Origin of the sequence: Nesterenkonia aethiopica (assembly GCF_039534665.1) — a bacterium.
GTDB classification, from domain to species: Bacteria; Actinomycetota; Actinomycetes; order Actinomycetales; family Micrococcaceae; genus Nesterenkonia; species Nesterenkonia aethiopica.
In genome coordinates, this window is sequence record NZ_BAAAVT010000007.1 from 186,423 (window position 1) to 199,133 (window position 12,711).

Sequence of the window (12,711 nt, forward strand, 5' to 3'; positions counted from 1 at the left end):
CCGTGATCAGGCGTGATCCTCAGAGCCGGACGCTGACCTGGGACTTCGCCAGGACCTTGGCGCCTTCCAGGCTCACCGTCAGATCGACGCGCGCCGTGGCGGCCTCGACGTCGACCGCTCCGACCTTCCCGCTGATCAGCAGCGTGGCGGTGGGTGTGTCCGGGGGTCCGGCCTCGGCGTCCGGGACCGGGACCGGCTTGGTGAAGCGGGCCTGGTAGTCGACCACCCGGCCGGGGTCGCCCACCCAGTCGGTGACCAGGTCCACAGCCAGGCCCATGGTGAGCATGCCGTGGGCGATGACACCGTCGAGGCCGACCTCCCGGGCGAAGCGCTCGTTCCAGTGGATGGGGTTGTGGTCGCCGGAGGCGGCCGCGTAGCGGAGCAGGTCCGCACGGGAGAGCCGGACCTCCCGGCTGCCGATCTCCTGGCCCTTCTCCAGCGTGTTGATGTCCGGGGTGGTGGTGTCCGGGGTGCTCATGCGTCCTCCTCCTCGGCACGCACCAGCAGGGAGGAGGTCACGGTGCTGCGCGCCTCGCCCTCGGCGGTGGTGATCTCGACCTTGGTGGTGACCATCGCCCCGGCACCCATGACCCGGATCCGGTCCAGGGTTGCCTGGGCGTGCAGCGTGTCGCCGGCCAGGATGGGGCTGTGGTGGGTGAAGCGCTCGTCGGCGTGCACCACGCGGGAGAAGTCGATGCCGACCTCATCGTCGGCCACCACGGCGGCCTCCGCGCGCTGGGCGACGACGACGGCGAAGGTCGGCGGGGCGACCAGGTCACGGTGACCCAGGGCCGCGGCGGCGTCGACGTCATGGTGGGCGGGGTGCTCGGCCTTGACCGCGACGGCGAACTCGCGGATCGCCTCCCGGCTGACCTGATACGGCGCGGCCGCCGGGTAGACCCGGCCCTCCGCCTCGGTGGTGATGCTCAATGCGTCAGCGCCCTCTCTACTTCGACTGGTCCGCCCGGGCCTGGATGATCTGCTTGGCCTGCCGTTTGCGCAGCAGGATGGCGATCAGGTGGCTGATGATGCCCAGGCCGATGAGCCCGAGCCCGAGCCCGCGCAGGGTCGGCTCGAGGTCCGGCCCGACGGCGACGGCCGCCAGCACGACGCACACGACGCCGAGGAAGGTGGAGACCATCCCCAGCAGCAGCGTGCGTCGGTAGGCGGGCGTCCCGTTGGTCCACGGGTCCAGAGGCGGTGTGGTCATCGGGGCAATCCTACCGGGGACGGCGGCTCTGCCAGGCAGCTCCTCGCGCACGTGCCTGCGATGTGAGCCGGTTGTGAGGACCTCCAGCTAGTGTCCGGGGACACGCTGCACGCACGACTCCCCGAGGAGAAGCCGATGACCGACCAGCCGCACCGCCGGCCGCCGGAGCACCCGGCAGCCCCGGCGCCCGACAATCTCGGATTCGGCGCCGGACCGGCCCCCGGCTCCCTGCCGCCGCGCCTCGGATCTGCCCCGATGCTGCTGTGGCAGCGGATCGGTCTGGCCCTGCTGGCCGCCACGGTCGACACCGTCATCTTTGCGGTCAGTCTCCACGCGGCGGCACCCTCCTCCTTCCGCTGGCTGACCTTCCATCTGGAGGGCTGGCTGACCCTGAGCCTCATCGCTGTGCTGGCGGCGGGTATCGCCGCTCTGATCCGCGCGCTCACGGGCAGTGCGCTGCTCGCCGCCCTCGGCGTCGTGGGCTTCCTGCTGCTGGACTCGCTGCGTTTTGTGGTCGCCGTCCTGACGTCGCCGGATGTCCACACACCCGACTCTCTCTGGCACCATGTCCAGTTCTGGGCGCTCGTCCTGCTGGCCTGTGGGCTGCCAGACCTGCTCCCGTCCGGCCGTCGCGGACCCCGCGCCATGCCTCGCTTCCCCGCGGGTCGGCGCCCCGCTGCGCGTCCGGCCGCTCGGCTGGTCGGCACCCCGGCGACGGCGGCGCTGGCAGCCCTCTGCGCGTCACCCCTCGGGCTGGGCCTCGGCCTGGCGTTCGGGAACCATCCCTGGCCCTGGTCGCCCACCGCCCTGGCGGCGGTCCTCGGGCTGCTGGTGCTGGTGCTGGGCGTCTCCGGACTGCTCGCCGGGACACTGAGCCTGCTGCTGCGGCGGCTGGGGCACCTGCACCTGGTCACCGGTGTGGCCGCGGGAGTGGTGGTCGCCCTTCCGGCCAGGATGGTGTGGACTCCGCTGGCGAACCAGCTTCAGGAGATCATGCCCGGGCTTCACACGACCTGGGTGCTGATGGTGTGCCTGTGGGCCGTCGTCGTCGCCGCCGCGATCTTCACCGGCGTGCTGGACCGGCCGCGGCGTACCGGTCCAGGATGATGTCCACCAGCTCCGGAGGGGAAGCCGGCGGCGCCCCCGCGTCCTGCGGAGCGGGCAGCAGCGGCGCGGTGGTGACGTCGCCGGCCGCCTTCTCCAGCAGGGTCTGGAAGTAGCCGGGGGCCAGCAAGTAGCTGGCGACGACGACGCGCCCGCCCTCCCCCGCAGCGTCGCGGGCCTGCCGGGCATCGGCGACGGCCCCGGCCACCGTGGGCTGGGCTGCGGCGAGGAAGGCCACCTCGACGTCGGCCCCCAGGCGCGCGGACAGGCGGCGGCCCATCTCATGGCAGTCCTCGACGGCGGCCGGGTCCGAAGATCCCGCCACCCCCAGGATGATCCGGTCCGTGCCCGGGGACGCGCCGGCCTCCGCCAGGCGGCGCACCAGGATGTCCACGAGCCGGTCATCCGGGCCGAGGGCCCCGGCGATGGCGACCTCACGGCCGACGTCGGCGGTCTCCATCCTCAGGTCCACGTGGACGTGGTAACCGGCGGAGAGCAGCACCGGCACCACCACAGCGGGCAGGGACTCGGGGAGCTGCGCCAGCGTGGCGGGCACGTCCGGGTCCTGGACGTCCACATGTCCCAGTCGCACCGGGGCGTCCAGGTCACGGGCCTCGGCCGCCGCGGCGACGTCGTCGGCCAGCCGACGGACCACCGCCTGACCGGCGGCGTCGGAGGTGCCGTGGGAGATTGCCACCAGGGCGGGCGGGAGCTCGGGGCTCTCGGGGCTCATCGAGGACGTCCTTCCGGAGGGTGCCTGCAGTCCTGGGCACTCAGCCTAGGACGGATGTGTGACACTCCAATGAACGCGACGTCTCGCGGCGTCACAGCAGCGGTGAGCACCGCCCCTCCGGCAGGCACGTCATGGTCCCGGTGAGGTGAACACCGCCGCCGACTGGCCGCCGATCCTCCACACGCCGGCATCCTCACCCTCCGGACGTGCCTCACCGGCGGTGTCGACCTCCAGCTGCCATGGCCCGTCTCCAGGCAGGCGCACAGTCGTCTCCTCGCCTACGGTGAGCACGACCGCCACGGCCCCGGTGAGGGTCTCCCCCACGGGGTCTCCGGCGGCGCCGCGCAGCACCGCGATGACGGTGCGAAGCTCGGGGTCCTGCCAGTGCTCCTCCGTGGCGGGTTCACCGTCCGCGCTGAGCCACAGCACATCTGGGGCGCCGTCGGACCGGGCTGCTCCGTGCAGGAAGGCCCGCTGCCGCAGCACCGGGAGCCGCCGGCGCAGCGCGGTCAGCCCTCGCACCAGGTCCAGCAGCTCGTGGTCCGGGTCCGTCCAGTCCACCCAGCCGATCTCGTTGTCCTGCGCGTAGGCGTTGTTGTTGCCGCCCTGGCTGTTGCCGATCTCGTCCCCGGCCAGCAGCATGGGCACCCCCTGGGAGACGAACAGGGTCGCCAGCATCGCCCGCACCCTGCGCGATCGCGCGGCGCGGATCTCGGGATCGTCGGTAGGGCCCTCCACCCCGAGGTTGTCAGAATGGTTCTCGCTGTGGCCGTCGCGGCCGTCCTCGCCGTTGGCCTCATTGTGCCGCTCGGCGTAGGAGACGACGTCGGCCAGGGTGAACCCGTCGTGGGCGGTGAGGAAGTTGATCGACGCCGTGGGGGCGCGCCGCGAGTGGTCGAAGGTCTCGGCAGAGCCCAGCAGACGTGCGCCGAGGGCCCGGACGGCGTCCTGGTCCCCGCGCCAGGCGCGCCGCACGTCGTCACGGAAGCCGTCGTTCCACTCGGACCACGGGTGCGGGTAGGCGCCGCGCTGGTAGCCGTCGGGGCCGAGGTCCCAGGGCTCGGCGATCAGCGTGGCCCCGGCGAGCACGGGGTCCTGCCGCACGGTCTGGAAGAACGCGCCGGCGGCGTCGAAGCCTGCCGGCCCGCGGGCCACGGCGGTGGCCAGGTCGAAGCGGAACCCGTCGATCCCGTAGCGCGTCACCCAGTGGCGCATGCTGTCGAGGATCAGCTGCAGCATCATGGGGTGTTCGGTGGCCATGGTGTTGCCGGTGCCGGTGTCATCGATGTGGGAGCCCTCGTGCCGGCGGTAGTATCCGGCGTCCAGGCCGCGCAGGCTGAGGACGGGGCCGCCGTCGCCGCCTTCCCCGGTGTGGTTGTACACCACGTCCAGGAACACGGCGATGCCCGCCTCATGCAGGGTGTGCACCAGGGTGCGCAGCTCGGCGTCGGCGTCGTGGAGCGCGTAGCGCGGCTCCGGCGCGTGCCAAGCGATCGGCTGGTACCCCCAATAGTTGGTGAGGCCACGCCCGACCACGTGCTCGTCGTCGAGGAAGGCCTGCAGCGGCAGCAGCTCCACGGCGGTGACACCCAGCTCCACCAGGTGGTCGACGATCGCCGGGTGGGCGAATCCGGCGTAGGTGCCGCGCAGCTCGTCCGGCACCTCCGGATGCGCGGCGGTGAGGCCCTTCAGATGCGCCTCATAGATGATCAGGTCGCCGACGTCGTGGCGCGGCCGGTTCGCCGCAGGATCCGGGACCTCCGCGTCGCCGGCCTGAGCCTCACGCCCGCCCACGTCCGCGACGATGATGCCCTTGGGCATCACGGCCGCGCTGTCCTCCTCGGAGCCGCTGGCCATCTCCGGGTGCCACCGGACGGGGCCGTCGAGGGCGCGGGCGTAGGGGTCGATCAGCAGCTTCCGCTCATCGAAGCACAGCCCCTGCTCCGGCGCCCAGGGCCCGTCGGCGCGCAGCCCGTACCGCATGCCTGCGGACAGGCCGGAGATGTGAGCATGCCGGATGCCGCCGTCGGCATAGGGCAGCAGGACGCGTTCCTCCTGCTCGCCGTCGACGAGGCACAGCCAGACGGACTCGGCCTCCGGGGCCCAGACGGCCACGTTCGCGCCGTCCTCGGACAGGGTGATGCCCAGCGGCCAGGAACGGCCGGGCGTGACACGACGGGTCACCGCACCAGCTCCGTGAACAGGGCGGCGTACTGCTGCGCCGAGGAGGACCAGTCCACCGGGCTGGTCATGGCGGTCTGCCGGACCGCACCCCATGCCCGCTGGTCCTGGTGGAGCCGCAGCGCCCGGCCGAGCGCGTCCGCCAGGCCGGCGGCGCTGAGCTCGGTGACCAGGAAGCCGGTGGCGGTGCCCGCGGCCAGGTTCTCCACCGTGGCGTCGACGACCGTGTCCCGGAGCCCGCCGGTGGAGGCCACCAGCGGCAGCGCCCCGTAGCGCAGGCCGTAGAGCTGGGTGAGGCCGCACGGCTCGAACCGTGAGGGCACCAGCACCAGGTCCCCTCCGGCGTACATCCGGTGACTCAGCGGCTCGTCGTAGCCCAGGCGCACACCTACCGCGTCAGGCCGTCGGGCGGCGAGCTCTCGGAGGCCCTGCTCATAGGCGGGGTCCCCTGAGCCGAGCACCGCCACCGCACCGCCGGCCTCCACGAAACCGGGCAGAGTCTCCAGCAGCAGGTCCACGCCCTTCTGGTGCGTCAGGCGGGTGACGACCACGGCCAGGGGCCCGGTGGGCTCGGCGAGCCCGAACTCCTGGAGCAGCGCCGCCCGGTTGGCCGCCTTGGACGCGGGGGCCTCCGCCGAGTACGGCCTGATGTGCGGGTCCTGCGCCGGATCCCACACGGTGGTGTCGATGCCGTTGACGATCCCGTGCATCTCGCCGCGGCGGCGACGCATGGCGACCACGCCCTCAAGGCCGAAGCCGAACGCGGGGGTGGTGAGCTCCTCCGCATAGGTGCGGCTGACCGTGGTCACCCGGGAAGCGTGCATCATCCCCGCCTTCAGGCTGCTCACCGCCCCGTGGTACTCGATCCCCTCCGGGTGGAAGTCCCAGCGCGGCAGGCGCAGCCGATCCAGCTGGTCCTCCCCGAAGATCCCCTGGAAGGCGATGTTGTGGATGGTCATCACGGTCGGCACGCTGGCGCCGGCATACTTCAGGTACGACGGCGCCAGCCCGGCCTGCCAGTCATGGGCGTGCACCAGATCCGGCCGCCAGGGCTCCCCCGCGCCGTCGTCGACCCCGTCCTGGGCGATCTGCGCGGCCGCCCAGCTCAGCGCGGCGAACCGCACATGGTTGTCCGGGTGGTCCTGCTGGCCGTCGGCATAGGGGCCGCCGGGCCGCTGGAACAGGTGCGGAGCGTCCAGCATCAGCATCGGCAGCCCGTCCACGGTGCCCGAGCGCACGCAGGCGGGTCCGCCGAACAGGTCGTCCTCGGCCCATACGCGGCGGGAACCGTCGAGTTGATCGAGCACCTGCGGGTAGGCCGGCAGCAGCACCCGGGACTCCCAGCCGCAGGGCTCGAGTGCGCCCGGAAGCGCCCCGACGACGTCGGCGAGCCCGCCGGTCTTGATCAGGGGTGCGCACTCCGAGGCGACGGAGAGGACACGACGACGCACGGCGGTCACGGGACGTCCTTTCGGAGGAGGAGCACCAGACTACTCCAGCGCGGCGGCCCGGCGGTCCAGCATGTCCTGGGTGATGAGCGTGATCCCCTTGTCCGTGTGCCGGAACCACTTCGCATCCTCCTCCGGGTCCTCCCCGACCACGAGGTCGTCCGGGATGCGGACCCGGCTGTCGATCACGCAGCGGCTCAGCTGGGCATGCCGTCCGACCTCCACGTACGGCAGCGCGACGACGTGGTCGAGCGTCGAGTACGAGTGCACCCGGTTCCCGGTGAAGAGCAGCGAGTTGTGCACATCGGAGCCGCTGATGATGGTGTCGCCGGAGATCAGCGACTGGATCGCCTGGCCCCGGCGGTCCTCCTCGTCGTGGATGAACTTCGCCGGCGGCGTCTGCTCGGCGTAGGTCCAGATGGGCCACTTCTGGTCGTAGAGATCCAGCGGCGGCACGAATTCGGTGAGGTCGATGTTCGCCTGCCAGAACGAGTCGATCGTGCCCACGTCCCGCCAGTAGGGGCGGGTCTCCAGGCCGCTCATCACGCAGGACTCGCTGAAGCGGTGCGCATAGGCGGCCCCGCGGGCGACCAGCTGCGGAATCAGGTCGTGGCCGAAGTCATGGCTGGAGTCCGGGTCATGCATGTCCTCGATGAGCAGCTGGCGCAGGAACTGCCAGTCGAAGACGTAGATCCCCATCGATGCCAGGGAGACGTCCGGGTCGTCGGGGGTGCCAGGCGGATCGGCCGGCTTCTCCAGGAAGTCGATGATCCGGTCCCGCTCATCGATGTGCATCACCCCGAAGGCGCTGGCCTCCTCCCGCGGCACCGTCAGGCAGCCGACGGTGACCTCCGCACCGCTCTCCACGTGCTGACGCAGCATGACCTCGTAGTCCATCTTGTACACGTGGTCCCCGGCGAGCACGATCACGTACTCGACGTTGTAGTCGTCCACGATGTCGATGTTCTGGGTCACAGCGTCCGCCGTGCCGAGGTACCACTTGTTCTCCTCCACACGCTGGCTGGCCGGAAGGATGTCCAGGTACTCGTTGCGTTCGGCACGGAAGAAGCTCCAGCCGCGCTGCATGTGGCGGATCAGCGAGTGAGCCTTGTACTGGGTGGCGATCGCCATCTTCCGGATGCCCGAGTTCAGCGCGTTGGACAGCGGAAAGTCGATGATGCGGGTCTTGCCCCCGAAGTGCACGGCGGGCTTCGCCCGGCGGTCCGTGAGCTCCTCCAGGCGGCTGCCCCGGCCTCCGGCGAGCACGAAGGCCATGGCCTGACTGCTCAGCCGGGCTGGTGCGCCCGGCTCGATGCTGGTGTTCATGAGTGATCCTCCATGAAGTAGATGGCCGAGAGAGGGGGAAGGGTGAGGAGCGCCGACTGCGCCTCGTCCGCCGCGGGCACCGACTCCGTCTCCACGGCACCGCCGTGGCCCCGGTCGCCGCCGCCGTATGCGGAGGAGTCCGTGTTGAGCGCCTCCCGCCAGCGCCCGGCGACGGGGAACCCGACCCGGTAGCCGGTGCGCTCCACGGGGGCCAGGTTCAGCACGACGACGACATGCGGATCACCCGGCTCTCCCCGTCGGGTCCAGGCCACCACCTGGTCGTCGGCTCCGTCGACCAACAGCCAGGAGAACCCGCGGGCGTCTGAGTCCCAGCGGTGCAGCGCCGGCTGCTCCCGGTAGATCCGGTTCAGGTCCCGGACCAGGGCCTGCACACCGGCGTGACCGGGGTCGTGGAGGACGCCCCAGTCAAGTTCGCCGTCGTGGTCCCATTCGGCCGGCTGGCCGAACTCCTGCCCCATGAACAGCAGCTTCTTCCCCGGGTGGCCCCACATGTAGCCGAAGAACGCCTTCAGCCCGCCGAGCTTGTCCGCATGCGAGCCGTGCATCCTCTGGTACAGGGAGCCCTTCCCGTGGACGACCTCGTCGTGGCTGATGGGCAGCACGAAGTTCTCGCTGAAGGCGTAGGAGAGCCCGAAGGTGAGGTCGTCGTGGTGATACTTCCGATGGACCGGGTCGCGGCTGAAGTAGGTCAGCGAGTCGTTCATCCAGCCGAGGTTCCACTTGTACCCGAAGCCCAGACCGTCATGGTCCACCCGGCGGGTCACCCCCGGGAAGGAGGTGGACTCCTCGGCCGTCATCGCCGTCCCCGGGTGGGTGCCGTAGACGGCGACGTTGGTGGCGCGCAGGAAGTCGATGGCCTCGTGGTTCTCGCGCCCGCCGTCCCGGTTGGGGACCCACTCCCCCTCCGCCCGTGAATAGTCCCGGTAGAGCATGGAGGCGACCGCGTCGACCCGCAGCCCGTCCAGGTGATACTGGTCGATCCAGTAGAGGGCGTTGGCCACCAAGTAGCCGCGCACCTCGGGGCGCCCGTAGTTGTAGATGTAGGTCTTCCAGTCCGGGTGGAATCCCTGACGGGGGTCCAGGTGCTCGTACAGTGCGGTCCCGTCGAACCGTCCCAGCCCGTGCTCGTCGGTCGGGAAGTGTCCGGGCACCCAGTCGGCGATGACTCCCAGCCCCCGGGCGTGGGCGGCGTCCACGAAGGCCGCGAACTCCGCCGGGGTGCCGTAGCGGATGGTGGGCGCATACATGCCCACCGGCTGATAGCCCCAGGACCCGTCGAAGGGGTGTTCGCTGACCGGCAGCACCTCGATATGGGTGAAGCCCATGTCGGCGACGTAGTCCACCAGCTGCGAGGCGAGCTCCAGGTAGGACAGCGGGCGGACGCCGTCGACCCTCCGCCAGGACCCCAGGTGGACCTCATAGACGCTGATGGGGCTGGTCACCGCGTTCGCCTCGGCTCGGCGGGCCAGCCACTGGTCGTCCTGCCAGTGGTGGGCGTCCAGGCGGCGCACCACGGACCCGGTGGCGGGCGGGTGCTCGGCGCCGAAGCCCACCGGGTCGGCCTTCTGCGGCAGACGGTGACCATCTCGGTCGTGGAGGTCGTACTTGTAGACGGTGCCCTCGACGACGCCGGGCACGAAGGTCTCCCACACCCCAGTGGACCCGACCGGCCGCATCGGATGCTCGTCAGGGTTCCAGTGGTTGAAGTCCCCGACCACGGCGACCCGGGAGGCGTTGGGGGCCCAGACGGCGAAGTGCACGCCGTCGACCCCTTCATGGGTGATGAGGTGTGCGCCGAGCGCGTCCCACAGCCGGTGGTGCGTTCCCTCGGCGAAGAGGTGCTCGTCGAGCGCTCCCAGCACGGGGCTGAATCGGTGCGGATCTGCCGGTGGGGACATGGCCGGGGCCTTTCGTCGACAGGACGGCGGCTACTGCGCCGGGGGTACGTTCCAGATCTCCCTCATGTAGTGCCGTACTGCGCGGTCGGAGCTGAAGCTGCCCATCCGTGCCACATTCGTCACTGCCATCCGCTGCCACCGCAACGGATCGCGGTAGGACATGTCTACCAGCTCCTGGGAGGAATTGTAAGCATCGAAATCGGAGGCGACGAGGAACCAGTCGCTGTTCCACAGGTGGTCGACGAGACCGCTGTAGCGCGCTGGTTCCTCGGGGCTGAACGTCCCTTCCGCGATCGCCTGCAGGACGTCCTGCAGCGGTTGGCTCTGCTCGATCGCCGCACGAGCGTGGCCGGGCTGCTCACGCCGGGCGAGGACCTCGTCCGCGGTGAGGCCGAAGAGGAAGAAGTTCTCCGCCCCGACCTCCTCGCGAATCTCCACGTTCGCGCCGTCCAGGGTGCCGATGGTCAGCGCCCCGTTGAGCGCGAACTTCATGTTCCCGGTGCCCGAGGCCTCCATCCCAGCCGTGGAGATCTGCTCGGAGAGGTCGGCGGCGGGGATGAGCTTCTCCGCCATGGTGACGTTGTAGTTCGGCGGGTAGATGATCCGCAGCCTCTCCCGGGTCTCGGGATCGCTGTTGATGACCGCCCCGACGTCGTTGATCAGCCGAATGATGTCCTTGACCGCGGTGTAGCTGGGAGCCGCCTTGCCTCCGAAGATCTTGACGCGAGGCACCCAGTCCGCGCCGGGGTCGGCCTTGATCCGCTGCCAGCGAGAGACGGTCCACAGGATGTTCAGCAGCTGTCGCTTGTACTCGTGGAGGCGCTTGACCTGCACGTCGAGGAGCGCTTCGACGGGCAGCTCGATGCCGTGCTCCTCGTCCAGCCAGGTGGCCAGGCGGTGCTTGGCCAGATGCTTGGTGCGTCCGAAGGCCTCCAGGAAGTTCGGGTCCTCCGCGTGGGGCTCCAGTTCACGCAGCCGGTCCAGATCCGTCTCCCATCCGGGGCCGATGGTCTCGGTGACCAGATCGGCGAGTGCGGGGTTGGCCAGGGCGAGCCAGCGCCGGGGCGTGATCCCGTTGGTGACATTGAGGATGCGGCCCGGGGTGAGGGCCTCCAGGTGGGGGAAGAGGTTCCGGCGCACCAGGTCCGTGTGCAGCGCGGAGACGCCGTTGACCCGGTGGCTGGTCACCACGGCGAGCTCCCCCATCTTCACTTGGCCGTGCTCGATGAGGTGGACGTCGTCTGCCGCACTCCCGTGGACCGCGTGGACGCGCTGGTCCAGTCGCTCGATGATCTGCAGGTGACGGGGCAGCAGGTGGCGCATCAGATCCACCGGCCACATCTCCAGGGCCTCCGGCAGCAGGGTGTGGTTGGTGTATCCGAGCACCTGGACGGCCAGGTCGGCGGCGGTGTCGAAGCCGACCCCGTGCTCGTCCACCAGCAGACGGATCAGCTCCGGGCCGGCCAGGGCCGGGTGCGTGTCGTTCATCTGGATGGCGGCGTGCTCGGGCAGACGGCGCAGATCCTGCTGGGTCTCCAGGAACCGGTGCAGCACGTCCTGCACCGAGGCGGAGGTGAGGAAGTGCTCCTGGGACAGGCGCAGGCGCCGCCCCAGGTCGGTCGTGTCGGTCGGGTAGAGCACCCGGCTGAGGGTCCTCGCCCAGGTCTCCGTCTCGGCGGCGCCGAAGAAGTCGCCGGCGCTGAACCGATCCAGATCCAGCAGGTCTGCGGCGGGCAGCGCCGACCACAGGCGCAGCGTGTTGACCCACCCACCGCCGTAGCCGATCACCGGGGTGTCGTGGGCTGCGGCCACGAGGCGGGTCTCCGGCCGCCAGGCCGTGCCGCCGTCGTCGTCGGAGACCTCCCCGCCGAAGGGGACCGCGTAGGCGGTGGCAGGGCGGGAGAGGCTGAACGGATCGCCAGAGGTGAGCCACTCATCCGGGCGCTCCACCTGCCGACCGTCCTCGAAGTGCTGCCGGAACAGGCCGCGCTCATAGCGCAGCCCGTAGCCGTGGGCGGGGCACGCCAGGGTGGCCATGGACTCCAGGTAGCAGGCGGCCAGTCGCCCCAGTCCGCCGTTGCCGAGCGCGGGGTCCGGTTCGCCGGCGACGACGTCGGCGAAGTTCACTCCCAGGTCGTCGAAGGAGGCGCTGACAGAGTCCCGCAGCCGCAGGTTGATGGCGGCGTCCTCGAGGAGGCGACCGGGCAGGAACTCCATGGAGAGGTAGTTGACGCTCTTCAGCCCGTCCTCCCGGGTGCGCCGGGCGGAGTCGAGCCACGAGTCCGTGGCCTGCTCGCGGAGGGTGTGGGCCAGGGCGAGGCGCCAGTCCAGCAGCTGGGCGCGGGACGGCTCCACCCCCACCGAGCACCTCAGATGGTGCAGCAGGACGGAGGTCAGATCTGAGGCTGTCGACATGCGCTCAGCATAGCCCGGCCCGGAACGCACGACGCCCGCGGTCCAGAGGACTCGGGGGCGTCGGATGTGGTAGCGGTGGCGGGCTCGATCCCGCGACCTCACGACTCTGGGCTCTGACCCACGTGGTGGTCGCGTCGATCCGCTCCTTCCGCTCCTCTGAAGTCATGTGCTCGCGGCGGCGCAGCACCAGCACGTCGGTGGCCACTGACGTCCCGGCTGCGGCCGCGAACGCTCCTTCTGGCAACCGGGTCTGCTGAAGGTCTGGTTGACCGTGGGGCTTATGCCGCCAGGGCGACGGCTTCTTTGTGAATGGTCTCGTATTCGATCGGGGTCAGCTTACCCAGCCTCCGCTGTCGACGGCGGCGATGGTAGGTC

At 70.6% G+C, this 12,711-nt stretch carries 10 protein-coding genes; 1 reads left to right on the forward strand and 9 read right to left on the reverse strand.

Annotation, left to right across the window (positions count from 1 at the left end; genetic code table 11):
* Nucleotides 1-19 precede the first annotated feature (19 nt).
* Genes ABD658_RS07170 through ABD658_RS07180 form a run of 3 tightly spaced genes read right to left on the reverse strand, consistent with a single transcriptional unit; the run spans nt 20 to nt 1,210 of the window.
* The gene (locus ABD658_RS07170; RefSeq protein ID WP_311024540.1) at nt 20-478 is read right to left on the reverse strand and encodes a MaoC family dehydratase; all 459 of its coding nucleotides are present in this window, start codon (nt 476-478) and stop codon (nt 20-22) included.
* Entirely contained in the window at nt 475-930 is a 456-nt protein-coding gene (locus ABD658_RS07175) for an FAS1-like dehydratase domain-containing protein (RefSeq protein WP_311024541.1), read from the reverse strand. The genes ABD658_RS07170 and ABD658_RS07175 overlap by 4 nt, the downstream gene beginning before the upstream one ends.
* Before the next feature lie 16 nt (nt 931-946).
* Nucleotides 947-1,210 (reverse strand): hypothetical protein, encoded by a 264-nt coding sequence (locus ABD658_RS07180; protein WP_344684405.1) that lies wholly within the window; start codon nt 1,208-1,210, stop codon nt 947-949.
* Nucleotides 1,211-1,345: 135 nt separating this feature from the next.
* On the opposite strand from ABD658_RS07180, the gene ABD658_RS07185 reads away from it, so the two are divergent.
* Nucleotides 1,346-2,317 (forward strand): hypothetical protein, encoded by a 972-nt coding sequence (locus ABD658_RS07185; RefSeq protein WP_344684407.1) that lies wholly within the window; start codon nt 1,346-1,348, stop codon nt 2,315-2,317.
* Here ABD658_RS07185 and ABD658_RS07190 read toward each other — a convergent pair.
* The 6 genes from ABD658_RS07190 to ABD658_RS07215 all read right to left on the reverse strand — a co-directional run bounded on the left by ABD658_RS07190 (nt 2,274) and on the right by ABD658_RS07215 (nt 12,336).
* Nucleotides 2,274-3,047, reverse strand: a complete 774-nt coding sequence (locus ABD658_RS07190) for a sirohydrochlorin chelatase (protein ID WP_344684409.1) — start codon at nt 3,045-3,047, stop codon at nt 2,274-2,276. The genes ABD658_RS07185 and ABD658_RS07190 overlap by 44 nt on opposite strands.
* A gap of 129 nt (nt 3,048-3,176) precedes the next feature.
* Nucleotides 3,177-5,231 (reverse strand): glycogen debranching protein GlgX, encoded by a 2,055-nt coding sequence (gene glgX, locus ABD658_RS07195; protein ID WP_070161210.1) that lies wholly within the window; start codon nt 5,229-5,231, stop codon nt 3,177-3,179.
* Nucleotides 5,228-6,688, reverse strand: coding sequence for a glycogen synthase GlgA (glgA, locus tag ABD658_RS07200; protein ID WP_344684412.1), 1,461 nt, complete (start codon nt 6,686-6,688; stop codon nt 5,228-5,230). The genes glgX and glgA overlap by 4 nt, the downstream gene beginning before the upstream one ends.
* A gap of 30 nt (nt 6,689-6,718) precedes the next feature.
* Nucleotides 6,719-8,002 carry a glucose-1-phosphate adenylyltransferase gene (gene glgC / locus ABD658_RS07205; protein WP_344684414.1) on the reverse strand — a complete coding sequence of 428 codons (1,284 nt, stop codon included), beginning with the start codon at nt 8,000-8,002 and terminating at the stop codon, nt 6,719-6,721.
* A complete protein-coding gene (glgB, locus tag ABD658_RS07210) occupies nt 7,999-9,921 on the reverse strand; it encodes a 1,4-alpha-glucan branching protein GlgB (protein ID WP_344684416.1) in 1,923 nt (640 codons plus the stop codon). Before glgB ends, glgC begins: the two co-directional genes overlap by 4 nt.
* A gap of 30 nt (nt 9,922-9,951) precedes the next feature.
* Nucleotides 9,952-12,336 (reverse strand): glycogen/starch/alpha-glucan phosphorylase, encoded by a 2,385-nt coding sequence (locus tag ABD658_RS07215; protein ID WP_344684418.1) that lies wholly within the window; start codon nt 12,334-12,336, stop codon nt 9,952-9,954.
* Between the last annotated feature and the right edge of the window lie 375 nt (nt 12,337-12,711).

What these genes read in the sequence shown, in the direction of transcription:
- ABD658_RS07170 (WP_311024540.1), bottom strand. Translation starts at nt 478, where the DNA reads ATGAGCACCCCGGACACCACCACCCCGGACATCAACACGCTGGAGAAG.
- ABD658_RS07180 (WP_344684405.1), bottom strand. Translation starts at nt 1,210, where the DNA reads ATGACCACACCGCCTCTGGACCCGTGGACCAACGGGACGCCCGCCTAC.
- ABD658_RS07185 (WP_344684407.1), top strand. Translation starts at nt 1,346, where the DNA reads ATGACCGACCAGCCGCACCGCCGGCCGCCGGAGCACCCGGCAGCCCCG.
- ABD658_RS07190 (WP_344684409.1), bottom strand. Translation starts at nt 3,047, where the DNA reads ATGAGCCCCGAGAGCCCCGAGCTCCCGCCCGCCCTGGTGGCAATCTCC.
- glgC (WP_344684414.1), bottom strand. Translation starts at nt 8,002, where the DNA reads ATGAACACCAGCATCGAGCCGGGCGCACCAGCCCGGCTGAGCAGTCAG.
- glgB (WP_344684416.1), bottom strand. Translation starts at nt 9,921, where the DNA reads ATGTCCCCACCGGCAGATCCGCACCGATTCAGCCCCGTGCTGGGAGCG.
- ABD658_RS07215 (WP_344684418.1), bottom strand. Translation starts at nt 12,336, where the DNA reads ATGTCGACAGCCTCAGATCTGACCTCCGTCCTGCTGCACCATCTGAGG.